The 25,637-nt window shown below is 37.4% G+C and carries 17 protein-coding genes; 3 read left to right on the top strand and 14 right to left on the bottom strand.

What is annotated here, in order from left to right; genetic code table 11:
• Positions 1 to 25 precede the first annotated feature (25 nt).
• Positions 26 to 541 (bottom strand): hypothetical protein, encoded by a 516-nt coding sequence (locus CDZ89_RS00980; protein WP_100332994.1) that lies wholly within the window; start codon positions 539 to 541, stop codon positions 26 to 28.
• A gap of 238 nt (positions 542 to 779) precedes the next feature.
• Between CDZ89_RS00980 and CDZ89_RS00975 the strand changes: the two genes are divergently transcribed.
• On the top strand, positions 780 to 1,577 hold the full coding sequence (locus CDZ89_RS00975; RefSeq protein WP_100332993.1) for an endonuclease/exonuclease/phosphatase family protein: 798 nt from the start codon (positions 780 to 782) through the stop codon (positions 1,575 to 1,577).
• Between the two features lie 715 nt (positions 1,578 to 2,292).
• Here the strand turns inward: CDZ89_RS00975 and CDZ89_RS00965 are convergent.
• The 4 genes from CDZ89_RS00965 to CDZ89_RS00950 all read right to left on the bottom strand — a co-directional run bounded on the left by CDZ89_RS00965 (position 2,293) and on the right by CDZ89_RS00950 (position 8,228).
• Positions 2,293 to 3,393 carry a PRK06851 family protein gene (locus CDZ89_RS00965; RefSeq protein ID WP_096156267.1) on the bottom strand — a complete coding sequence of 367 codons (1,101 nt, stop codon included), beginning with the start codon at positions 3,391 to 3,393 and terminating at the stop codon, positions 2,293 to 2,295.
• Positions 3,394 to 3,763: 370 nt separating this feature from the next.
• Positions 3,764 to 5,950 (bottom strand): DNA topoisomerase III, encoded by a 2,187-nt coding sequence (locus CDZ89_RS00960; protein WP_100334233.1) that lies wholly within the window; start codon positions 5,948 to 5,950, stop codon positions 3,764 to 3,766.
• Positions 5,951 to 6,307: 357 nt separating this feature from the next.
• A complete protein-coding gene (locus tag CDZ89_RS00955; RefSeq protein ID WP_096156266.1) occupies positions 6,308 to 7,003 on the bottom strand; it encodes a tryptophan 2,3-dioxygenase family protein in 696 nt (231 codons plus the stop codon).
• A gap of 331 nt (positions 7,004 to 7,334) precedes the next feature.
• Positions 7,335 to 8,228 carry an NAD(P)/FAD-dependent oxidoreductase gene (locus tag CDZ89_RS00950; protein WP_100332991.1) on the bottom strand — a complete coding sequence of 298 codons (894 nt, stop codon included), beginning with the start codon at positions 8,226 to 8,228 and terminating at the stop codon, positions 7,335 to 7,337.
• A 117-nt stretch (positions 8,229 to 8,345) separates the two neighbouring features.
• Here CDZ89_RS00950 and CDZ89_RS00945 point away from each other — a divergent pair, with 117 nt between their 5' ends.
• Entirely contained in the window at positions 8,346 to 8,693 is a 348-nt protein-coding gene (locus CDZ89_RS00945; RefSeq protein ID WP_096156264.1) for a YflT domain-containing protein, read from the top strand.
• Between the two features lie 186 nt (positions 8,694 to 8,879).
• On the opposite strand, the gene CDZ89_RS00940 is transcribed toward CDZ89_RS00945, so the two are convergent.
• The 9 genes from CDZ89_RS00940 to CDZ89_RS00900 all read right to left on the bottom strand — a co-directional run bounded on the left by CDZ89_RS00940 (position 8,880) and on the right by CDZ89_RS00900 (position 24,738).
• Positions 8,880 to 10,388 carry an aminotransferase class V-fold PLP-dependent enzyme gene (locus CDZ89_RS00940; protein WP_096156263.1) on the bottom strand — a complete coding sequence of 503 codons (1,509 nt, stop codon included), beginning with the start codon at positions 10,386 to 10,388 and terminating at the stop codon, positions 8,880 to 8,882.
• Between the two features lie 420 nt (positions 10,389 to 10,808).
• Positions 10,809 to 11,876, bottom strand: a complete 1,068-nt coding sequence (locus CDZ89_RS00935; protein WP_100332990.1) for a LysM peptidoglycan-binding domain-containing protein — start codon at positions 11,874 to 11,876, stop codon at positions 10,809 to 10,811.
• A gap of 391 nt (positions 11,877 to 12,267) precedes the next feature.
• Positions 12,268 to 14,958: a tetratricopeptide repeat protein gene (locus CDZ89_RS00930; protein WP_100332989.1), complete on the bottom strand. Its 2,691-nt coding sequence runs from the start codon at positions 14,956 to 14,958 to the stop codon at positions 12,268 to 12,270.
• 530 nt (positions 14,959 to 15,488) lie between these two features.
• On the bottom strand, positions 15,489 to 17,111 hold the full coding sequence (locus CDZ89_RS00925; protein ID WP_100332988.1) for a HAMP domain-containing protein: 1,623 nt from the start codon (positions 17,109 to 17,111) through the stop codon (positions 15,489 to 15,491).
• A 756-nt stretch (positions 17,112 to 17,867) separates the two neighbouring features.
• Positions 17,868 to 18,824 carry an ABC transporter permease gene (locus CDZ89_RS00920; protein ID WP_096156259.1) on the bottom strand — a complete coding sequence of 319 codons (957 nt, stop codon included), beginning with the start codon at positions 18,822 to 18,824 and terminating at the stop codon, positions 17,868 to 17,870.
• A 1-nt stretch (position 18,825) separates the two neighbouring features.
• Positions 18,826 to 19,899, bottom strand: coding sequence for an ABC transporter permease (locus tag CDZ89_RS00915; protein WP_096156258.1), 1,074 nt, complete (start codon positions 19,897 to 19,899; stop codon positions 18,826 to 18,828).
• Entirely contained in the window at positions 19,896 to 21,419 is a 1,524-nt protein-coding gene (locus CDZ89_RS00910) for an ABC transporter ATP-binding protein (protein WP_100332987.1), read from the bottom strand. The genes CDZ89_RS00915 and CDZ89_RS00910 overlap by 4 nt, the downstream gene beginning before the upstream one ends.
• Positions 21,420 to 22,056: 637 nt before the next feature.
• Positions 22,057 to 23,133 carry a BMP family lipoprotein gene (locus CDZ89_RS00905; protein ID WP_096156256.1) on the bottom strand — a complete coding sequence of 359 codons (1,077 nt, stop codon included), beginning with the start codon at positions 23,131 to 23,133 and terminating at the stop codon, positions 22,057 to 22,059.
• A 321-nt stretch (positions 23,134 to 23,454) separates the two neighbouring features.
• Positions 23,455 to 24,738, bottom strand: a complete 1,284-nt coding sequence (locus CDZ89_RS00900) for a DUF2254 domain-containing protein (RefSeq protein ID WP_096156255.1) — start codon at positions 24,736 to 24,738, stop codon at positions 23,455 to 23,457.
• Positions 24,739 to 24,875: 137 nt separating this feature from the next.
• Between CDZ89_RS00900 and rluF the strand changes: the two genes are divergently transcribed.
• Positions 24,876 to 25,583: a 23S rRNA pseudouridine(2604) synthase RluF gene (rluF, locus tag CDZ89_RS00895; RefSeq protein WP_096156254.1), complete on the top strand. Its 708-nt coding sequence runs from the start codon at positions 24,876 to 24,878 to the stop codon at positions 25,581 to 25,583.
• Positions 25,584 to 25,637 lie beyond the last annotated feature (54 nt).

The raw sequence follows: 25,637 nt of genomic DNA, 5'->3' as shown, positions 1-25,637 counted from the left end.
TCTTTCTGGGTCTACTTTTTTTAAATTACTGAACGTCTTTGTCAAAGTTCGGGCGATTTAAGCCTTCTTCTTCAAAAACATCGCCAATTTGCTCGTGGAAAGCTTCAAGCCTTTCATATTGCACTTTCTCTTCATCATCAACTTGTAAGTCGTCTCCACGTGCTTCAAAATATTGAGCGAAAAGCTCTACTGATTCTTCTAATTCTCCTTTTACGCGATCGTCTAAATCAGAAGAAATTTCTGTGTTACGTAAGTTTTGCGCAATTGTGTTTGCTGCTGTTTTTGCTTCCTCCAAAGATGCACCTTCCGCACCTCTTTCGTATGCAAGTAATGGTTGAATGTCAGCACGAATTGTACGAATCATGTCCATCTGAACACCCATTAGTATTTTGAAATTATTTTTTTCCTCTTTCGATGTTTCTTGTTCTGGTGGTGCTGATTCACCAGTATTTCCTGTTCCTTGTTCATTATTTGCGCCACATCCAACTAATAAAGCTGCAAATAGTATAGATAACGCTACCAAAAATCCATATTTCCTCATGTTTTCAAACTCCTTTTCCATTCTTTTTGTGTATAGTGTACCCACTTTTCAAGAACAAGTATATACTTTTACCAATTCACGTAATTATAATAATCTTTTCAAAATAGGGATTTTACAGAATGATAAAGTTTTTTCAAAATAATATTTTATTGTTGCATTTTAATTTATAATTTACTACTATAAAATGAATTACTTACTAGACCGAGTACATATCCAATGTTTGTTAGGAGCGTAAAAAATGAAATTATTAACCTTAAACTGCCACTCTTGGCAAGAAGAGAATCAAGAAGCAAAAATAAAGCATTTAGCCGAAACAATTAAAGAAAAAGCTTATGATGTTATTGCTCTTCAAGAGGTTAGCCAATCTCAGGATGGGCAGATTGTTTATGACAATGTGAAAGAAGACAATTATGCACACGTTCTGTTAATGGAGCTTGAGAAGTTAGGCGTCTCAGACTATTCATTAGTCTGGGACTTGGCTCATTATGGGTATGAAGTGTTAGAAGAAGGGCTTGCTATTTTAACAAAGCATCCTATCGTCGGCCGTGATTCGTTTTTTGTTTCTAAAGCAGAAGTTCCAACGATTTGGAAAACTCGTAAGATTGTCGGAGCGACGATTGAATTTCAAGGGGAGCCACTATCCTTTTATTCGTGCCATTTAGGTTGGTGGGGGGATGAAGAAGAACCTGCAAAGTATCAGATGGAACAATTGCTTTCGAAATTTGATTCGAAGAAGGCTTTCTTCATGGGAGACTTCAACAATAGTGCTCATATACGAGGCGAAGGATATGATTTCCTTTTAAAAAATGGGTTCATTGATACTTATACTGCAGCCGTAGAGAGAGATTCTGGCGTAACAGTGGAAGGGAAGATTGCTGGTTGGGATGAGAATAAGCAAGATTTACGAATCGACCTTATTCTAACTAACTTTGAAGTGTCCGTTCAATCATCTAAGGTTATTTTTAATGGTGAAAATAAAGAAGTAGTCTCTGATCATTATGGGGTGGAAGTGGAAGTGTTGGTTGTAGCTGGGTAAAAATGCAGCTGCAAAAGGTTAACGAATTTATTAAAGTTGCCCCAAAGAACTAACTACTGCTTGCTCTTTGGGGACTCTTTCATGTCAAGTTCATTTTGGTATTTATCTTTGGTAAAAATGAACGTGGGAGCTCTCTCCATGTTCATTTTTGGTTTTTTCTTTGGTGTAAATGAACTTGGGAGCTCTCTTCATGTTCATTTTTGGTTTTTTTTTTGGTGTAAATGAACGTGGGAGCTCTCTCCATGTTCATTATTGGTTTTTTTTTGGTGTAAATGAACTTGGGAGCTCTCTCCATGTTCATTTTTGGTTTTTTTTTGGGTGTAAATGAACTTGGGAGCTCTCTCCATGTTCATTTTTGGTTTTTTCTTTGGTGTAAATGAACTTGGGAGCTCTCTTCATGTTCATTTTTGGTTTTTTTTTGGGTGTAAATGAACTTGGGAGCTCTCTCCATGTTCATTTTTGGTTTTTTCTTTGGTGTAAATGAACTTGGGAGCTCTCTTCATGTTCATTTTTGGTTTTTTATTTGGTGTAAATGAACGTGGGAGCTCTCTTCATGTTCATTTTTGGTTTTTTTTTTGGTGTAATGAACTTGGGAGCTCTCTCCATGTTCATTTTTGGTTTTTTTTTGGTGTAAAAGAACTTGGGAGCTCTCTCCATGTGCTTTTGGGCCCTCTCCCTTATATTTTATTGGGCAATTTTGTCCCCACCAAATTATTTACTGTTTACTAGCAGCTATTTCCCTAATTTCCGTTTGAATATGCTCTGTCCATTTATCAACAATTGTGTAATCCATTGCTGGTACGTATACTTCCTCTAATTTTTCATGCCATTCTTTCGCTTCAGCTAGTAGGGCGATTGCTTCTGTCATTGCCGCCTTGTATCTTGCACCAACACTGGCAATTTCTTTTTCATAACGCTCATCTGTCCCTTGGCGAATCGTTGCCTCATACATATCAATAATTTCGTCTCCATCTCTTTCCGGGAAATATTCGTGTGGAGCTGTACTATCAAAAATAGCAAATCCTAGCTCTCTAATAATGACCATATCTAAGCTATGAGGATCAAACCCACAATGATATACCTCTGCGTCAAAACCGTTTGCTTCAGCATGCTTCACTATTTTTTTCAACATAGTAGATTTCCCCGAGCCAGGACGACCTTTAATAAAATAACGTTTTTCAAGACCATCTGTTAAGTTAGGTACAAAATCGCGAGCCCCTACAGGTGTTGCCGCGCCAAGGTAACGATGACGTACATCGGCTTTTTTGTCTAAAATTTTTCCATTAAAAAATTGTCTAATAAGATTGTTTGTTAATTCGTTTGCTTTTTCAAAATTCATATTATGAATGAAATATCTTTCCCATTCGTCGTGAATTTTGAGGGCCTTGTTGAATTTTGCGTATGCCGCGTCATATGCCGCGCTCTTTTTGTTTGCGAATTCTTCAATTAAGCTTCTACTCTCTTTTAGTTTGGAAGAGTCCCAAGCTTCACCTAAGTTCACGTATTGTTCTACCGCGCCAGGTGCCTTCGGTTCAATAACGTGCGGCGCCGTGCCGTCCACAATGCCTACACCTAATGCACGAATGATCACACCGTCTACGGATTGAATGTCTGCCGAACAGTGTAGCATCTCGATGTCATACCCTTTGTCGTTCCAGTAAGCTGCTACTTTTTTAATTAGGGACGACTTTCCTGTCCCTGGTCCACCTTTTAAAATAAACACTTTATCTAAGTTTTCAAGGTTTGAATCATACAAGCTATAGAAACCGCGCGCCGTGTTACCGCCAGCATAATAATTTAATACTTTTCCAGCCAAACATAACACCCCTTTGGTAGTTGGTTAGTTGGTTAGGTGTTAGTTGGTTAGGGTTTAGGAGTGGCTTTAACAACAAAGGGCTAACCAACAACCACTAACGCCTAACTAACTAATATAGGTCCACCAACATTTCTTATTCTTTTTAACATATGCAGGGAGGGTTGGTTAGGTGTATGCCTATTAGTTGGTTAGCTAGAGAGAATTTGGGGACGGGGGTGAATTTTTCATTTTTAATTAGTCCGAAGTAAAAAAAAGACTTTTTACCGGTTTTCTCAAAAAAGAAAAGCCCTGTAGAGCAATCTCTACAGAGCATTTTACAGTTGGTTTTCCAAATCCTAACCAACTAACCACTAACGCCTAACCAACTAATTCATTTCTTCCCCAACCCTAACTTCGCTAGCTGCTCAGCAAGCGCATTATTGATTGGCTCGTCGTTATTATTTTGTTTTAAATATTTATTCACATCACGCTTTGTCGCCTTTTGATTTTGGGCTCCTTTTCGCTTTTCTTGGAAAGCAGATAACTTCTCGCGATGTCCACACTTACAAGCAAAAATTTGACCTTCTCCCTCTCCACGTAACTCTAACTTTTTACGGCATTTCGGGCAACGAGCATTGGTGACTCTGGCTACATTTTTCTTATAACCACATTCGCGATCTTGACAGACAATCATTTTGCCGTTCTTGCCATTCACTTCTAACAACAACTTATTACACTCTGGGCATTTTCCACCTGTTAAATTATCATGTTTAAATGATTGGTTACTGGATTTGATTTCGGAAACGATTTCCTTCGTATAATTTCTCATTTCTGAAATGAACGCTTGTTTTTTCAACGTTCCTTTTGCAATGGAGCCCAGCTTCTGTTCCCACTTCGCCGTTAAAGCAGGGGACTTCAAGTCTTCCGGAACAAGCTCTAAAAGCTGCTTGCCTTTAGACGTAATATGAATGTCTTTCCCTTTTTTCTCTATTAAAAAGCTATTAAATAATTTCTCGATAATATCCGCACGAGTTGCAACCGTTCCAATGCCGCCCGTTTCGCCGATTGTTTTAATTAAGTCCTTCGACGTTTCCGTCATGAATTTCGATGGGTTCTCCATTGCCGATAAAAGTGTACCTTCTGTAAAGCGACTCGGCGGCTTCGTTTCCCCACTTGTCATCAACACTTTCTGAATAGGCAACTTCTCGCCTTTTTCTAGCTTAGGTAACGTTTGATCCACGTCGTCCTCTTCCTCATCAACAAAGTTCCCGTAAACCTCTTTCCAGCCTGCACTTACAACCCTTTTTCCTTTTGCAAAAAAGTGCTCAGACCCAATGCGGGCCTCGACCGTTGTTTGCTCATACTCGAATGGTGCGTGTAGGACAGCCAAAAAGCGCTTTACTACCAAATCATATATTTTTCGCTCTTTGTCCGAAAGTTTTGCCAAAAACACAGGTTCTTCTGTTGGAATGATGGCATGGTGATCGGACACCTTTTCATCATTCACAAAAGACTTATTTGCGCGAATTCCTTTCGCTAAAATCTTCTTCGCCACCATTGCATACGGCTTCACACTAATTGCATCTAATCGTTCCGCTAGCGTATCTACGATGTCCGTAGATATAAAGCGAGAATCGGTACGTGGATACGTTAGCAATTTATGCTGCTCGTATAATTTTTGCATGATGGATAATGTTTCTTTAGCTGAATAGCCGAAGATCTTATTTGCGTCACGCTGTAGTTCTGTTAAATCATATAACCCTGGCGCAAAGCTTTTTTTCAACGTTTTCGAGAGTTCTACTATTTCTGCTTGCTTCCCAGCGAGTTCTTTATGTAATTTTTCTATTTTCTCTTTCGAAAAAGAGCGAACATCCTTTGTTTTGCCATCTCTCCATTGCAGGAAGAATCCACTTTCATGCTGTGCTTTTAAGCCGTAAAAAGGCTGGGGAGTAAAGGCCTTTATTTCCTCTTCACGCGTTGCAATCATCGCAAGCGTTGGTGTTTGTACTCGTCCACATGAAAGTTGGGCGTTATGTCTGGTTGTTAACGCTCTTGTCGCATTAAGACCTACAATCCAATCCGCTTCTGCACGAGCTACAGCCGATTGGTATAAGTTTTCATAGTCTTTACCCGGACGAAGTTTGCGGAAGCCATCTTTTATTGCTTTATCTGTTACAGATGAAATCCATAGTCGCTTTACCGGCTTATTCACACGAGCTTTCTCGATAATCCAGCGAGCGACAAGCTCTCCCTCACGTCCTGCATCTGTTGCGATGATGATTTCCGTCACGTCTTTTCTTGTTAGTACACTTTTGACTGCGGAAAATTGTTTACCAGTTTGTTTCATAACGACTAACTTCAAGTCTGTTGGAAGCATTGGTAAGTCTTCGATCCTCCACGATTTATATTTAGGGTCATACGCTTCTGGATCAGCTAATGTCACTAAGTGCCCAAGCGCCCAAGTTACAATATATTCTTTTCCTTCAAAATAACCGTTTCCTTTTTGTCCACATTGTAAAACTCTTGCTATATCTCTACCTACGGAAGGCTTTTCTGCTAAAACTAATTTTTTTGCCATTCTAATTTTCCTTTCTACACTACCCATTTTCCTACTTCCATCTTTGCACAAAGTCCTGTTAGTTGCAACGAAAGGACAAACTCTCCTATTAATTCCATAGCGTTTTTTAATATTTTAGTATGTTACAAATAGATCATTTGTTAGTCGTTAGGAGTTAGCATTTGTTTTTGCTAAAAGCTAATAGCTAAATATAGGGTGATAGGTAGGATATAAACATGAGTTTATTAACTATAGATAAGTTTCATAGTTTTGGATATAGAACGTATACAATCTATTACACAGAAATGAGAAAGTCTTTTCAATACGAAGCGTAAAAAAGGACCTAGACAGTAATTAAATTGCCTAGGTCCTTTTCTATTAATCTAATGGTTTCGGATTATAGCTCGAACCAGTGAAGTCTGTTAAGTCACATACTGCTTGCCAAAGCTGTGGATAGAACTCAAACTTTGCTCCTCTTTCTAGCATTTGCGCTGGTACTCCTTTTAAGCTCTTTGTGTTTAAACCAATCATTCTGCGCACTAGTTGAATATGGTTGTGTCGGAACGTTTGGAAGTTCTCATCAAAGTATGTTAATTCTTGCATTAAGTCGAACAGCTCTGGTTGCTTGCTAGCTTGTTTGTGCAATTCTAAAGGGGTTAATAAATGTTCGTTTAGTAAGCTTTCAAACGGCTCCCATAGCGTTGGACCCATTTTCAAAATGGCATTAAACCCTGGTGAATCTTGACCGCTCCCACGTCCTAACGCTAGACGAATGGTATGATAATCCATCGGGCTTATTACTTTCGTCATATCAAATACAGCTGGTAAATGTTTTACGTGCATGTTGATACGGCGAAGTTGATCTGTTGCTTTTACTACCTCTTTTTCTCGCATCAATCCGTCTGCTAGATCAATGTATTGAAGTATTAGCTTGAAGTGCAGTTCCGCGATTTGGTGAACCATTTGAAATGTTAATTCATCGTCACAACTTAATGCCGCTCCTTCTTTTTGTAAGCTTAGAAGCTCTTCCGTACGGATATATTTTTCATAGTCTGTTATTGGTTTTCCAGTCATTATGTATTTCCCCCGTTTTCCCCTTAAAATGTAACCCCTTACATCCTATGTTACTCAAGTAGGCGGAAATGTGTCAAATGAAGATTTTGTATTATTCAGAACGCCCCTTGGAAAGTTCATTAATACTAACTGTTGATGATAGCACGAGTCACTCGCTTTCCGCGGGCGGTCACGTGAGCCTCCAGGACAAGGAAGGCTTCGTCAGCGATATATCGCACGAAGGAAATGCGGATGCATTTTCGAGGAGTCTCATGCCTCGTGCTTTCATCAACTTTGGTTGTAATAATATATAAAAATTACTAACCTATCCCACTGAAAACAATCCAGTTCATTATGAAAGAAGTGATTTATGTATCCATATTGCGGCTTGAGATCCTTCTCCCATTGCGATGGTTACTTGTTCGGAGTGGGCGACAACGTCTCCTGCTGCCCATAAGCCGTCGACGTTGGTCATTTTTGTTCGTGGGTCGACTACAATATGTTTGTTTTCTAGTAACTCTACACCTAACCCCTTGGCTAAATTTGATTTCACTTCGTTTTGGCCGTAAGCAATAAAAGCTCGCGACGCTTCTACTTTTTCACCATTTTTTAATAACACTCCTTGAAAATTAGCTCCAGCCGCCAAAACTTCTTCTATATCTACATTTATATAGGCGATATTTTTAGTTTTCATCTGCTCGAGAAGTTCTTGTGAAACATCTGTTTCCTGATCGTTTATGTAAATAATTTCGTTTGACCAATAAGATATTGTTAACGCCATGTTGGCGCCTGTATTGCCAGCTCCTAAAACGATGGTTCTCTTATCTTTAATTTCATAGCCGTCGCAATCTGGACAAACGTATACCGTTAAACCTAAACACGGACGTATGGCTGGGTAAGGTGGGATGTTGTCCATAACGCCGGTAGATAATAAGATTTTCTTCGCTGCGTAAATTGCTCCGCTTGCTATAGTGACAAAAAAAGTTGCCGGCATTTTCTCAACAGATATTACTTCTTTTTGTAAAAATTCTACCCCGTAGCTTAATGCTTGCTTATAACCTTGTTCTCTTAAAAATGTTCCACTGACGCCGTCAGGCCAGCCTAAAATATTGTGGTAGCTATGGCAAATGGATGATCGGCCATTGTTGTTGTCGATGACTAACACTTTTCGTTTGTAACGCCCAAGTTGAATGGCGGCTTGTAAGCCTGCAACGCCCCCACCAATTATAATACAATCGTATATCAACGTTAATTTCCTCCTAGTTTTTCGTTGTGTTTATTGTTTGTAGACAAACTTTTTTTTATGAAAAATGTTTCATCGTTGGTTATCCGGGTACTTGTACTATCAAGGAGGCGATATTAAATGAAACCAATTTATAAGGAATTTCATAATGATGAGGAAGCAGTACATGCTATTGATTCTTTAAAGCTCAAAGGTGTCCGTGAAGATGATATTTTTGTTGTTACGCATGATAATGACCGTACGAGTCGTATTGCCGACAACGCGGATGCCAATACGGTAGGTGCGAAAGAGTTAGGTTTAGATACTTATGTGAAAAATGTGTTTCGAAGTAAGGGCGATGAGCTACGTGCTCAATTCTGCGAATTAGGTTTTACCGAACCTGAGGCGGAAGCACTAGAAGAAAAGCTAGATCACGGTAAAGTTGTTGTTGTTGTAAAAGACCAGACCGTTGCTAATAGTTTCTATTAAACCAAATAAGCTTTTTAAATTTTTTCTCTACCCCCCCTATTAAATATAAGGAAAGTCACTCGTTTAGAGTGGCTTTTTTGTGTGTTAATTGGAGATGGAATTATTACAGGAATGTTAAAAGTGCCAGGCACCTTTAACATTCCTGTAACATATTGTCTATTTCTCGGGAAATATGTCTTCGATTTCCTAAGGTAGTGTAAATTCTGTAGCGACATCTTGATGAAATCTTTCTTTGAATATAAAAAGGTTACGTTTCTTGTCATACCAATAGTCTTGTGCCCATTCTTTATGGTAGGTTGCAATTTGTTTAATAGCATGAACAAAATAGTGTATTTCTTCGTTTTTCATCGTAGGGTGAATAGAGAACCTAACCCAGCCTGGCTTTTTCGATAGGTCTTCCTTTTCCAACACATAATAGGCTATTTCTTCTGAAGATTTCTGGTCAATATTCAATAAGTAGTGTCCATATGTCCCTGCACATGAGCAACCACCTCTTACTTGAAAACCGAAACGGTCATTGAGTAATTGTATGACTAAATTATAATGAATCTCTTCCATCACAAACGAGACGATTCCTAATCTGTCCTTGTGGCCTTCCTCAAGAATTTGGACGCCTTTTATTTTCTTTAAAGAATTTAGCAGTATCGCAATAAGTTCGTTCTCTCTTTTTCGGATGTTTTCCACACCCATCTCTTCTTTTAATTTAATGGAAAGTGCCGCCCTTATTGCTTGCAAAATTCCTGGTGTTCCTCCATCTTCTTTCCTTTCTATATCATCTACATAAATGTGCTTTCCCCACGGATTTGTCCATTTTACCGTTCCTCCACCTGGATGGTCTGGGGCTATATTTTTACACAACTTTGAATCAAAGACTAACACACCACTAGACCCAGGACCTCCTAAAAGCTTATGAGGAGAAAAAACAATCGCATCCAGCTTTTCCATAGGATCTTTCGGGTGCATATTTATTTCTACATAAGGAGCTGACGCTGCAAAGTCTACAATACATATTCCGCCATGCTCATGCATGATTTTAGCTAGATTATGATATGGTGTTACAATTCCTGTAACGTTTGAACAAGCTGTAAATGCTCCTATTTTCCACTTTCTTGACTTGTACTTTCCCTTTAGCTTCTTTATTAAAAACTCTGTATCCATCTGGCCATCCTTAGTTGGTGGTACGATTATGACATCTGCTATCGTTTCGAGCCATGTTGTATGATTGGAGTGATGCTCCATATGACTAATGAATACGACTGGCTTCTCATCATTGGGAATGTCTACTTTTTCCCTCCATCCTTCAGGTATTCTTAGCCCTAAAAGTCTTTGAAGTTTGTTCATCACCCCTGTCATTCCAAATCCGTCTAATATTAATACATCTCCATCATCTGCATGAACATGTTGCTTTATCGTTTTCCTTGCCTCTTCGTACGCTTCCGTCATGAACGTTCCACTTACATTAGACTCTGTATGTGTATTTGCCATATTAGGGCCAAATGTATAAGTTATTTTCTTTTCAATAGGTTCGTACAACCGTCCGCTTGCTGTCCAATCTGCATAAATCATCTTTTTCCGTCCATATGGAGTTTCATAATGATGATGGATCCCTACAATGCCTTCTCGAAATTTATCAAAGTACCTTTCTAGCTGTCCATCATACCAATATATATTTGATCCGATTTTTGCTCTTATCATTTTATTCCACCCTCGTTAGGCATAACTGACTGTCAACATTATATGTAAAAATGAGATTGACGCCACTGCCTAAAAAAGTTTACTTGAAATACTTTTTTTAAAAAATAGCTATGTTAAAGCTTAGTATTGATAAATATATACCAATACCTGTTGATTTCCGTGCAAGGCTGAGACTCCTCGAAAATGCTACCGCATTTCCTTACGAAGGATGTATCGCTGCCGTAGCCTTCCTCGTCCTGCGGGAAAAGCGGGGAGCGGGAGACCCCACAGGCGCCTGCGCCGAGGAGTAGGTTTTTTCACGACAGTGAAAATAACCTTCCTTTTTACCGCCCGCGGAAAGCGAAGACTTGCACGGAAATCAACAGAGAACCTTAACATAGCCAAAAAAATAAAAAAAGCAAGGTTTCCCCTGCTTTGATGTTAGAATGATTGACTTGCAAATATACAATCTATTAATGCTGGTTGCTCAGATTGTTTGTATATAATCTTTAGTTTTGCTCCAGAGATGAGCTCATAGTTTTGGGCAGTACCGTAAGCAACGCGTAACACGATTGGCTCCTTCAAGCCTTCTACTAAAAATTCAACAGAAGATTGGTCTACTACGCCAACAACTTCAGCGTTCGCTTGTACTAAGCCTTTTCCTTTAATAATTAGCTTTTGACCTATAATGACATGCTCTTGTGTCATTCCATTCACATGCTTTAGCTCTCCAGCTGTTGTTTGATATCTGCGCGCGATGCTCCAAAGCGTGTCTCCCGGTGCTACTGTATAAGTTGCTTGCTCCAACGGAATAAGCTTGCTAGTGGTTTGCGTTACACTTGTGGAAGTTGGCATCACTTTTGTTGTCCCACTAGGAATTCTTAACGGTTGACCTGCAAAAATAGTATCTTTATCTAGTTTATTTTCATTTTTTATCCTTTCTACTGACGTTCCAAATTTTCTAGAAATAGAGAATAACGTTTCACCTAGTGAGACTTTATATGATTGTACTTGTACAGAAGTACTAATTTGTAAATTTTGACCCTCTACTATTCTGTCCGAAACTAGACCATTTGCTTGTTGAATAGCTGAAACAGCCACACCATATTTTTGAGAAATAGAAAAAAGTGTATCACCCTTTTCTACCTTATGTATTACATTTTGTGTATTTCTTTGATGGCTAGATTGGGAGTTTTTTTGCGGAATAGTTAAAGTCTGTCCAACTTTTATGAGGTCAGATGATAGCTTATTCGCTTGCATAATTTCAGTTACAGACACCCCATATCGATGAGAAAGGCCGAATAACGTTTCGCCACTTTGAACTTTATGTACAAGTTGGAAGGCCGCTTCTTTATTTGTAACATTTACGGTGATAAAAGCACTAGTAGCTAAAGTACCTGCTAATATATAACTAGCCATTTTACGTTTTTGTACTTGTTTCTGATCCCTTCTTTCCTCCCTAATGCGGTGACCTCGCGTTTTTGCAATGACAGTTAATTCTTTGTTCATCGTACTAAATCCCCCTGTTAATTCCACAATTTGGTGTTATAAGAAACTTTTGTCGAAATCATCAATTATTTCGTGCCTGATGTCGAGTTTCTTAGGGTGAAAAAAATAAACAGGATGAAAGACTTGTCACTTTCTAAATATAGAGATTTCCGTAAGCTAAAAGACACTAAGTATAAAAGGATAATTAAACTAGTAATTGAGTCCGTTTCATAATGTATATCTACTATACGAAAAACGAATGATAGCATCGATTTCTATAAACGAACATATTATTGTGTATTTCACTGAAATATTCGTTTTTCATTAAACGAACCGTAATTATGAAATGAATTGAATTATCCTTATAAATGGGAAAAACCTAACAAACTCAAGGTCTGTTAGGTTCATCTTCTTATCTAGAGTAAACTATCTTTTGATCAGCACATACTTTTGTCATAAACTCGTATTGCATTAATCGAACATGTAATAGTTTTAGTGGATCTTGGTACATTTCCGGGTTTGCTTTCATTGATTCTAGTTTTCTAGTTGCTTTGGCAATCTCGGACTCTGCATCTTGAATCGTACTATCTAGTTGTGTAAATGGCTCCATTAAGAATGTTACTACGTCATTACGCAATGATTTTTCAAATAAATCGAACTCTAGGAAGTATTTTTGTGTAACGATAGCAGTAATATCTTCATACTTTTCATTTTCTATATACTTTTTATATTGTGTATATAAAAATGTTTTATTTTGTGGGAGCTTATTAAATAAAAGCCCAGCACCTTTTAACATAAATTGAACAGGATTTTGGCGATTTAATATGTTTAAATGGCCAACTTCCGCTCTGCTAATAATACGATGAATATCACGGCGCCAATCTTCTACTACTTGGAAATCTGCTACTAAATTTACTTTGTCACGACGATACAACCCATTGAATGATTCACTCATATCCGTTAAGTAACCTTGAATTTCATTGAAATGCGCATGTGCTTCTTGAAGCCAATGACGTAATGCATCGGAATATTTTGGTGTTAATTCATTATTTAAGTACTCCTGAATTCTTCTATTCATTTCCTCATTTAACTCATTATGCATTTGGCTGAAGTCACTGTCTTCATGAATTAGTTCAGACGTTCCTTGTAATAAGTGTGGCACCGCTCTTTTTAATTCTGCTTGCATCTCAAACTTTACTACTCGGTACGACTCCATTAACTCTCTCGTTTTCTCACCTTGGTCTTCTTCTAGATGAGTAACTAGGGCTTGTAGTCTACTTAATATATCTTCATGGAATGTAATGGTGTTAGTTAGCTTACTTTCCATCGCCCCACGATTGCTTAATACCTCATTGTAAACAGATCTGATGGCATATAATAACTTCAATGATCGCATTTCTTCTAGAAGGCCTTCGTTTACTGTAATATTTTTATTTACAATAGAAACAAAGTCTTTCTGCTTACTGTTTTTAGCCATTGTATGGATACTCGAAGCATGGATTTGCTCTTTCAACATCGTACTTACTATTTCTACATTTCTAGAATGTACAGCATCTTCTGTAAGTAAAATAAACTGAATCATTTGCTCTGGCATTTTTTCTTTCCAATTCAAAATAGATAATAATTCTCCATCTGTAAACTCGGTGTCTACATCTATCACATAGACAAAACCATCGGCAAGCTGAGCTAATTTCTTTGCTTCCCTATTATTCACATTTCCAACAGACGTGCTGATTGAGAAATGATTTTCGTCTAAAAATTTGGACGGCCATTTTAACTCAACGACTTTGTTTTCATCTACTTCCGTGAAATCTTTGACGCTTTGTACCCCATTTTCGTCTAAAACAGCCATACTTGCCTCTTCTGTACTACCAGTCATATAATAAGTTAGCTTCTTCTCTACTAAGATGTTTTCTTCTAGAATTTCATGAAGTAGCTTACCTTTTACGCCGTCTTGATAGCTTTCCACATGTATGTGTTGCTTGGAAGTATCACGAAGGTTTAAAAATAACCATTGATCAAAGTGTGAAACTGGAAGGTCATTTTTTTGCGCCCACTTTTGAATAGATTGATAAAGTTCCAGCATCGTTGATAATGTTATATTGTCGTGCTGGTAGTAGAACATACTTTGTTCTGCTAGTTGTAATGTTGTGCTACTGAATGCTGTTGGAAATACTTCTGTCCATGCCATAATCGCAGCTGCGGGAAATAAGGATTTCTTTTCATCTGATATTTTAAGCCAATTTTCTAATGTGTCTGGTACAATTTTTTGAAGCTGATGAACGGCGTATTCCCCTTCTAAAAGGTGTAAATATCCTTCTTGAAGCAAGGAGGATATAGATAGCCAGTTTTCTCCATCTTCTGTTTGGATAGAGAAAATAAGTTCATTCACCGTATTAATCCACGCAAAATAATTGTCGCTTGTGCGATAGCTTACCCATAACGATGTAAGCAGCAATACAAATTCTCTATGACCAATCGCCTTAACGACATGTAGCACTTCGACAAAATAACGTGGGTCAAATTCTTTCGCAAATCCATTGTCTATATAGGATTTGAAAATATGAATCCACTCGGTACTTTCTGTTCGGATGATTTCACTAACAGCAAGTTCTACAGCATGTTGATGATCGTTTTGTTCTTCATAAAACACTTTTGCAATGGATGTAACATTTGGATAGTCAGGGTCAACAGCGATTGCACGTTTGATACTCTTGTATGCTGACTCCATTTTTTTGCGTTCTAAGTATAAAGTAAATAGTTGTAATGATACTTCTACTTTCAGTGTTTTACTTTCTGTTTGAACGCTTGTGTAGATGTCTTCTGCTTCTGCTAGAAGTCCAATTTCATAGTAAGCATCGGCTATGTTCTTTTTTGCCCACGGCTCTAGTTCATTCGTGACATTTTCCCATTTAAAAATGGCAGCCTCGTAATCTTTATGCTCAAAGTATACTTCCCCTTGTGCGTAGCGAATCGATGATACGTCATGTATATCGTTTGCCTGTTCCTCCATGTATGCTTCCCCTAATACTTGAATCGGGTGTAGTTGGTTATCTGTCCATAACGTCTCGTAAAACGTTTTATTAATTAGTTGTTTTTCCATCTTTGTTTCTTACCTCCAATTTCCTAGTCTTACTTTTTTACTAGGCAATACTAATAACCGCTGTTGAATTCCGCGCAAACCTTCGCTTTCCGCGGGTGGGAAAAAGGAAGGTTATTTTCACTGTCGTGAAAAAACCCCCTCTTCGGCGCATAGCGCCTGTGAGGTCTCCCGGTTCCCGCTTTTCCCGCAGGACAAGGAAGGCTGCGGGAGCGTACATCGCACGAAGGAAATGCGGTAGCATTTTCGAGGAGTCTTCTTCGGCTTGCACGGAATTCAACAGCTAGATAGCAATAATTATCCGGCATTTCACCTTAAATATGTTAAAGCAAAACTCAATACTATACACTTACCCCAAATTCATACTTCTATAGCATACGTAGGAAACAATTAATTTAAGACCTTTAAACTATATTTAGTACATATTTGTAACAAATATGTTACAGGTGCCAGGCACATGTATAAATTTGTAAATAAAGCGATGCATACAAAAAACCCACGAATTATACCGTGGGCTTTGGTCACTTCAAATATCAGTCTCTCACCTTAAAAACTTCTATCTTGTTATTTAGATCATTTGATAGGCTTTCCATCTTTTGAATTGCTTCGTTTAATTCTTGTAACGTATCGTAGAACATAACGGTTATATGTGTTGTCTGTACGGTATGATCCTTCATTATTCGTTCTAATTCTGTCATTTTCCATTGGATCTCTGTGACGGCGGTCATTATCGGTTTTGTACATTCCACACAACCATTACCACTTAGATCTCCTAACTTACTTTCCTCTAGCGATCGGAACAACGTTTGTAGTTTTTCAAATGCTAGTTCAATTTCAAGCATATTATCTTTTGACTCTGACGTCATCTGTGTAGCTGTCTCTGTCATTGTTTTTACAGAATTGTGTACTTGTTGAGATAGTAGGTTGGATACTACAACGAGTGCGTGTGAGTCTTCTTTCACACCAGCAATTAACTGTTCAAATTTATTCGTCATTTCATTTACTTGTTGGGATAGCCAACCTAATTCATTTTTTTCTTTCACATGTAGCGTTTCGGATAAATCCCCTTGAGCCATTTGTTGTATATGGTCCACTATAGACGGTAACGGATATAGATGTCTTTTAATGATATAGCGAATAATACTATATAAAGAGATGAAAAGAATAAAGATAGATGCTATATAGATCAGTGCTAGAAACAATTCAAACTGCTTTTTTCTAGTTAAATCTATTACCATCGTCATAACACGTTCATTTGGTAAGTACTTATAAATTTTCTTATAGGTTACACCATCATGTGTGAACTGGTAGCTAGCATTTTGTTTTGTAGCTAGAACTTGTTCGAATAGTTCACCGTCTGTATCTAATGCAATCGTATGTGTTCCATACAGTACCGGTAAGTCCGTATTCGGTTCAATTACTTGATTGCTTTCTCCTTTTTTCCATGCTGAAACGTTGATGACTGCTATTTCTTCCATGTCTTTATATTCATCAATAATATTTTCTATAATTTGCGAAGGGCCACTTTCAAATGTATGTTCATATATGTCGAAGTCTTCAATAAAAGGGTTCACCATAAAATCTGTTGTTCCGTCATAATAATAAGCAAACTTATAAAAAATATGGTCAAATAATTCTGCTTTAGAAATAGGACCTACCCAGTAGTTGTCCATTGCAAAACCTTCGTCAACGGTTACCGATTGAAGTGACATTAACTCGTTAAAAGCCGTAAACCAATATCCCCAGTTTTTAGAGCTTAATCCTATTTGTGTTTCATCAGAGGATTGTGTCACTACAATATCATCCCCTTGTCTCTCCCAAAGGGTAATTTCTTTCACAGCCCATTCATCCGCTAAAACACGTAATTCTTCCATCGTGATACTAGAAGCTGACCTTCCTCTTAATTCAGATGTTATCCCTTTAGAAGAAGCATAGAGTTTTCGTTCTATCATATTTTCGATCGTATTTGCTGAGTTTTGCGTAGACTCCATTGCAAATTTTACGATACTAGTCGCATTATCTATTTGTTCTGCTTGGTATTCTTCAAACTTTATTTTTACAAAGCCGTATCCAAGGAGGAATGTAGTGACTGTTATGATCCCTATTATTACGCCTATTTTTGTAAGTAACTGCATCATTATCGTATTTTTCTTCATAAAATTTCCCCTCACAAAATGCCAGATGGTTTCCTTTCCTTGCTTACTTTTTTATCGGTTACATATGAGCCTTTTTATATAGCTGTATTCATAATATTTAGGTGAAAGTATTGTGCTTTAGGTCTTTTATACTAGTGACCTATACTATGTATAACATACTTTATATGTTGTGGTAATAGATTTTTAAAAATGAATTATAATTTTCTGTCACTTCACAAATACTTCCTTCTGCTATGGTATTAAGTGGTTTTTAAAATAAGGCTCTATTAAACAACACTGTTGATTGGAGCGCATGTCTCCGCTTTCCGCGGGCGGGCCGGGAGCCTCCTCATCGCTTAGCTCCTGCGGGGTCTCCCGCTCCCCGCTTCTCCCGCAGGAGTCTACAACATGCGCTCCAATCAACAACTAGATTCTATTAAAAATCAACATTAATCTTTTACACAGCCTAAAATAAAAATACATCTTAAAAATGAAGATGTTTTTGTTAAAAGCTGAATGCTCCGTGTCAATTTGTGTTTCAATTTTTTCGATTTGTGTTTCAATCTAATTTGTTTGTGTTTCAATTTACTGCATTTGTGTTTCAATCTTGAGTTTAGACATATTTTAACTATGCTTTTGTTTCAATTCCATACATTTGTGTTTCAATCTTATGCATTTCTATTTCAATCTTCCAACTTTGTGTTTCAATCCATCTGAACTAAAAAAACCGAATAATAAACTCCTATTAGTAGAGTTTATTACTCGGTTTAAAAGTTTTTATCTTTTCCCTGACTCAAAAGGTTCTCCAACTGCTTTTGGAGCTTGTGAAGATTTAGAGAATACGATTAACGCAAGTAACGTTACAACGTATGGGAATATTTTTAGTAACACTGGTGGGAATATAGCCAGTGATGGAATAACTTGTGATACGTTTGCAATTGTACTAGCAAAACCGAAGAATAGCGTTGCCGCTAAAATTCCAAGTGGCTTCCATTGACCGAAAATCAAGGATGCTAACGCTAAGAATCCAAGTCCTGCAACCGTACCTGTAAACTCACCAGCAAACGTCGTTACGATAATAGCTCCAGCAAGACCTGAATAGGCACCAGAGATCATAACACCGATGTAACGCATCTTTCTAACATTAATACCAGCTGCTTCTGCCGCGTGTGGATGCTCCCCACAAGAACGTAAACGTAAGCCAAATGCTGTTTTATATAAAACGAAGGTGCTAAGAGCTAGAATGATTAATACTAACCATGTAGTTGGATATGTTCTTGTAAATAATAGACTTCCGATAATCGGTATGTCTGATAAGGATAAGAACGTCACATCAAAAGGTAAGAAACTGTTAATACGGATGTTCCCACTACCAGTAATAGTACGGGCTAAGAACACTGTAATTGCTCCAGCAATCATATTGATAGCCGTACCACTAATAATTTGGTTTGCATTTAAGTTAATACTTGCAAACGCATGGAGTAAAGAAAATAACATCCCAGCAATCGTTGCTATCAATAAGCCTAGCCATAACGCTTTCTGCTCTCCTGGCCAAATCATTTGCATATTAACAATCACTAATGCTCCTGTAAAGGCACCCACTACCATTAATCCTTCTAAACCGATGTTTACTACACCGCTTCGTTCACTGAATAACGCACCTAATGCTGTGATTAAAAGAGGAATCGTAAAAATAATCGCATATGGCGCTATTTGTTGTATCAATGTCCACATACTATTTCTCCTCCTTTTTCTCTACAGTACTAGACTTCTTGTTCCTACGTTTTTTCAACACGTAAGTTACTAGTCGTTCAATTAAAATACTTGCTGCAGCAAAATAAATAATAATGGCAATGATTGAATCAGCAATCTCTGGTGGAATATCTGTCATCGCATTCATAAATCCACGTCCAGAGTAAAGAATACCGAAGAAAATCGCTGCAAATAATACCCCAACTGCTGTGTTTGCCCCAAGTAACGCTACTGCGATCCCGTCAAAACCTTGTGTTGGCAAAATACCAATCTGCATGCTTGTAGCATTACCTGTATATTGTGCCATTCCACCAAGACCAGCTAGTCCACCGGAAATTAACATAGAAGTAACGATTCCACGGTTAACAGCAATACCTGCATACTCTGCTGCATCGCGGTTATAACCTACTGCTTTTAATTCGTAACCTAACGTTGTTTTATTAATAATGAAAGCCACAACGATAACTGCAATGGCTGCAACAAACAAGCCTAAATTAACGTAAGAGCCACCGAATAAGTCCGTTAAAAATCCTACTCTTAACGTAGCTCCATCAGGTAATTTTTTCGATTCTGTTTCTAAAAATTCACCTTTAAAATAAGCTGGCACTGCATAGTAAATCGTCCAATAAGCAATCCAGTTCATCATGATGGTAGAAACTACTTCATGTACATTGAATTTTGCTTTTAAAATACCAGGTATAAACGCCCAAGCAGCTCCACCTAAGAAACCAGCAAGAACCATTAAACCAACTAAAATCGGTTGCGGTGCACTGATAGATAAACCAACTGCTGTTGCACAAAATCCGCCAAACAACATTTGTCCTGCTGCTCCGATGTTAAATAGACCTGTACGGAATGCAAATGCTACAGATAAACCAGTAAAAATTAATGGTGTTGCGGTTGCAAGTGTATTACCAATTCTCGAGATGTTCTTTAGTCCACCCTCGAATAAATATTGATATCCTAAAAACGGATTATGGCCTGTTAGTGCCATTAAGATTGCACCAGCAATCAGACCGAATAAGACAGCGAGTAAAGAAACTACGGTGCTTCTCATTCTTTTACCTCCTTCTCCACTCCGGCCATCATAAGTCCGATTTCGTTCTCGTTTGTTTCCGAAGCGTTTACAATTCCGACTAATTGTCCGTTATTCACAACGGCAATACGGTCCGATACATTTAATATTTCATCTAATTCTAATGATACAAGCAATACCGCTTTTCCATTGTCTCTTTGTTCAATAAGACGTTTATGAATATATTCAATAGAACCTACATCTAATCCACGCGTTGGTTGAACGGCAATTAATAGCGTTGGATCTAACTCAATCTCACGACCAATGATAGCTTTTTGTTGGTTACCACCAGATAAACTTCTTGAAATAGAATCGCCGCCTTGACCGGAACGAACATCAAAACTTTTAATAATTTTATCTGCGTGTTCTTTCATTGCTTTAAAGTTTAATAGGCCACGCTTAGAGAATGGTTTTTTATGATAAACATGTAATGCCATGTTTTCTTGAATTGTATAGTCAAGAACTAGACCGTGTTTATGACGGTCTTCCGGAATATGAGCAATTCCTTTTGCTACTCTTGCTTTAACAGGGGTTTTTGTAATGTCTTCCCCTTCATAAATAACCGAGCCAGTTTCCGCATGTTTTAATCCTGTAATACTTTCGACGAGTTCCGATTGACCATTTCCATCAACCCCAGCAATACCAAGGATTTCTCCTTTTTTCACTTCAAGAGAAACATCTTTTAGTCCAAGAATACCTTTGCTATTTTTTACAGAAAGGTTATTTAAAGTTAAAACAACTTCACCTGGAATTGCTTGCTTTTTTTCTACTTTAAACGAAACTTTACGCCCTACCATCATTTCTGCCATTTTTTCTGTTGTTGTTTCCGCTACATTAACCGTTCCGATTGTTTTACCACGGCGAATAACGGTACAACGGTCTGCCATTGCTTTAATTTCTTTTAACTTGTGCGTAATTATAATGATAGATTTACCTTCAGCAATTAAGTTCTTTAAGATTTTCCCTAACTCTTCAATTTCTTGAGGTGTTAATACTGCTGTCGGTTCATCTAAAATAAGAACATTCGCATTACGGTAAAGCATTTTTAAAATTTCTACACGTTGTTGCATCCCAACAGAGATGTCTTGAATTTTTGCATGTGGATCTACGTTTAAACCATATTTTTTAGATAGTTCCGCAACACGTTTTCCGGCTGTTTTGGAATCCAATGTAAACCATTTTGTCGTTTCGTTACCTAGCATAATATTTTCTGTAACGGTAAAGTTACTTACTAGTTTAAAGTGTTGGTGAACCATTCCAATTCCTAAACGGTTCGCAATGTTTGGATTGCTAATTTTTGTTTCTTCTCCGTTTACTTTAATACTACCGCGATCTGGTTGGTACATACCAAATAGAATGGACATAAGAGTAGACTTACCTGCACCATTCTCACCTAGTAACGCATGGATTTCACCTTTTTTTAACTGAAGGGTAATATCATCATTGGCAACAATTCCAGGAAACTCTTTCCGGATATTGAGCATCTCGACTACATATTCCATCTAGTAAACTCCCTTTTTAAAAATATTTTTCTATCGACTTTCATTCGTTGTCTTATTTAATGTATTTGTTAAAGACCGCTGCTGATTGGAGCATATGCCTCCGCTTTCCGCGGGCGGGCCGGGAGCCTCCTCGGCGCATTCGCGCCTGGGGTCTCCCGCTCCCCGCTTCTCCCGCAGGAGTCTACGATATATGCTCCAATCAGCCGCTAGATAAGTTAGATAAATAATACTATTCTTTAACAAAACGTATTCAATAAAAACTATTACAAATTCAAAAGATTCTAAAAGTATGATGTCTGATGTCTAGAGTTAAAATTTTTACGGCTATACTTACAATTAGGCTGTGCTTTATTGTAGGTTACCGTTTTTATTAAAGTATTTTGTTAAGTGAATCAATTTCATAATTACGGTTCGTTTAATGAAAAACGAGTATTTTAATGATATACATAATAATATGTTCGTTTATTAAGGTGTATAAATACAGACTACGATGCTATTTTCGTATTGTAGTCCCACATTATGAAACGGACTCAAGTAAATCATTTTAGGGACCTTTAGTACAAGAAAGGAGACGGGTCCTCCCGCCTCCTATAATAATTTAAGCAATCATTATCAAATGTTTGAATATCTTACAGTATTATTTAATTAAGTCGCCTTGCTCACCAGATACAACGATATCACCAGATTGTAATAACTTATATACTTCAGAAACTTTATCAGTAGTTTCTTTGCTTAAGTTTGGATTTTCAGCAGGGATACCAACACCGTCATTCTTTGCATCGAATGTTAATGTTTCTCCACCTGGGAATTCACCGTTTACTTCTGCTTTAATCATGTCAAAAGCAGCTTGGTCGATACGTTTCATAGCAGAAGTTAAGATTACAGACTTATCTTGACCTTCTAATAATCCGTCCGCGTATTGGTCAACGTCAACTCCAACCATCCATACATCACTTCCAGTTGCAACACGAGTTTTTGCTTCGTTGATTGCACCTACACCTACTCCACCAGCAGCAGCGAAGATTACATCAACACCACGCTCGTACATTTGAGCAGCGATTTGTTGTCCAGCAGCTACGTTATCGAAGCTACCTTGGTATACTACGTTTTGTGCTTCCATTGTTACGTTCGTTCCAAAGTTTTCGTTAGCATAAGCTAACCCTTGTTGGAAGCCCCAGTTGAATTTTTGAACTGGAGGAATTTCCATACCACCGATGAATCCAGCTTGTGCATCTTGTAATTCTAAAGCAGTAGCAACACCAGCAAGGAATCCAGACTCATGCTCAGCGAAGAAGATAGATACTGTGTTATCTCCTACTAATGTGTTCCAGTCCCCGTTATGTGGAGCTCCATCAATTAAAACAAATTTTGCATCTTCATATTTAGCTTGAGCAGCAAAAATAGCTGTTTCAAATTTAAAACCAGGAGTTACGATTAATTTATATCCAGCGTCATAAAGGTTGTCGATTTCTTTTACATAGTCAGCCTCAGTAGTTCCGTTTGGCTTCAGGTAACGCTCTTGTAAGTTTAACTCGTTTGCAGCCTTTAAAACACCTTCCCAAGAACCTTGGTTAAAAGATTTATCGTCAATTGTACCAGCATCTGTAACCATACCGACTTTCATTTTGTCAGCGCTTCCACCAGTGCTACCACAAGCAACAAGTAATGACATTGCGATCATTACAATTGTAAGAACAAAAAGTCCTTTTTTCATCAGAAAAAACCCCCGTAAAATTATTTGTTTTAGTATATAAATTTTATTCACTTGCTATTAATAATATAAACTTTCAATCTACTTATTACAATAAAAACTTGTCGATAAAAATGAGTAAATTTTACCGCTTACATAATTGATGCATACGGTTATAATTCCCTACACACCAACTCTGAACAACACCAGCATAAATATCCGTTTCTATGAATAAACGGTGCCAGGCACTTGTCGTATTTGGTCGTTTTCTGTCGTTTTGAATAAAAAGTTATATATAAAATAAAGCGAGTGATCAAATATGTACATATTTGATCACTCACTATCCTATGGTATGGTCACTTTGAATTTCTCCATTTTACTATCTAAATGCTTTTTATCCAGTTCCTCAAGCAAATCTTCTTCAAATTTTCGGTACACATATTGAGCAAACTTAATCACTTCTACTTTCACTTCTTGTTTGCTATGTTCTGCAATATGATCTAATGTGTCCATTACTGCTAATAAAATTGAAATATCTTGCCTTCCGTAATGACTTAGTTGATAGAACGTCGTATAAAGTAATTGTTCTACACTCTCCTGCTTTTTCAACAACCTTGGTGTTTTATCCTTGTTGTAAAAAACCTCATAGTTACTTGCACGTTGCAAAGCTTCTGTTAACGGTGTACGTAAAAAACGAATACAATCAATTGCCGTGTTTGGATCATTAATACCTGGTGATATCGCACGTAACGCTATCTCCACCATTTTGATAATATTAAATTCAATATCTTGTATCGGTGTCCTTTCTTGACCAATCGTAATATAATCATCTATTTCAAATTTCAACTCTTTCTCTTTATGGAAAATATGTAATATAACACTTTCCTTTGATACATAATGTCCAATATACTCTTTAAGTTCAATATAATAATCTTTTTCTTCCGCTAGTTCATACAGCTTTTTATAGTCCATTAGTTGTATGTAGCCAAATGTTCCTCCATTAACCGCGTGGACAGATGTGAATCTTTCAGGAGGTTCAATAGGTTGGTCTTTCTTTTCTTTATTAGCATTCTCTATATCTCTTTCTTCGTCTTTAATTGTTTTCAATGCATCCTCTGTTAACTGATAGATTAAATTACTCACTTGAATAGATGTTGCTACATTATGAATAAAGTAGGCAAAAAAAGCCAAGCTGATGATCGCTACCGTTACGCCAACCGACGCAGAAATGACGGGGTGATCGATGGTACCTTTTCTCATAAATAATAACGTGACAATCGAATAAATGAATGCCCCTAAAAATACACCAAGCACCCTCATAGTAGAGGATTTTGTAACAAAATCTTTTAACGTACGTGGCGAAAACTGAGATGTATATGTTGTTAGAACGACCATTATGGTAGAGAAAGTAATCGTCGTCATCGTTAATAAAGCAGCAGAAATGGTTCCTAGTATTATTTGCGCTAAGTCTACACTTGTCATGAGTAAGATAGGAATTTTATTTTGAAGAAAATCACTATGTACCATATCCACATATAAAACTACTAACGTAAGGACAAAGGAGATAGTACAGTAAATACTAGGTATCACCCAAATGCTTTCCTTCATTCGTAAAAGCACTTTCTTCATTTACTATTACCTCCTTGAGAAATATTCTTTATTATTTCTTTACTTCCTTTCCTTTATGAAAAATAAACAGAACTTGAGAATACAAACAGAGTTCGTTATTCTATTTAAAGAATCATTTTCATAAGGATGTGCAAAGTATGCGCTTAAATAAATTTATTAGTGAATCAGGTGTCGCATCTCGCCGTGGTGCAGACAGGCTAATTGAAGAGGGTAGAGTAAGAATCAACGGGAGAGTAGCCAAAGTTGGTGATCAAGTAAATCCTGGTGATGATATTCGAGTGAACGGTAATCAAATTAGAGTTGCCCGTGACAATGTCTATATTGCCTTAAATAAACCTGTTGGCATTACAAGTACGACAGAAAAGAATGTAAAAGGGAACATAGTTGACCTTGTTAATCATCCGTTGCGTATTTTTAATATTGGAAGATTGGACAAAGATTCCGAAGGGTTAATTTTAATGACAAATGATGGAGACATCGTAAATGAAATTTTACGGGTAGAAAATCAACATGAGAAAGAGTATATCGTTTCTGTAGACAAGCCAATAACGGACGAATTTGTAAAACGCATGTCCGAAGGAGTAAAGATATTAGGAACGAAAACGTTACCTTGTAAAGTTACTCCTCTATCTAAATACGACTTCAATATTGTTTTAACACAAGGACTTAATCGTCAAATCCGACGCATGTGCTCAGAGTTAGGGTACGAGGTGTACCGTTTGCAACGTGTGCGAATCATGAACATTCAATTAGGTAACTTACCAGTCGGCCAATGGCGTGACTTAACGAAGAAGGAAAAAAAGAAGCTGTTTGAAGAATTAAATTATGAACCGAAAGAATGGTAGGATTTTTTAGGGCTATGTATTCACATAGCTCTTTTTTATATGAAAAACAAAGAA

Source organism: Bacillus alkalisoli, from assembly GCF_002797415.1.
GTDB classification, from domain to species: domain Bacteria; phylum Bacillota; class Bacilli; order Bacillales; family Bacillaceae_I; genus Bacillus_CD; species Bacillus_CD alkalisoli.
Note: the sequence above shows the minus strand (reverse complement) of the source record. Positions and strands in the feature narration are given on the sequence as shown.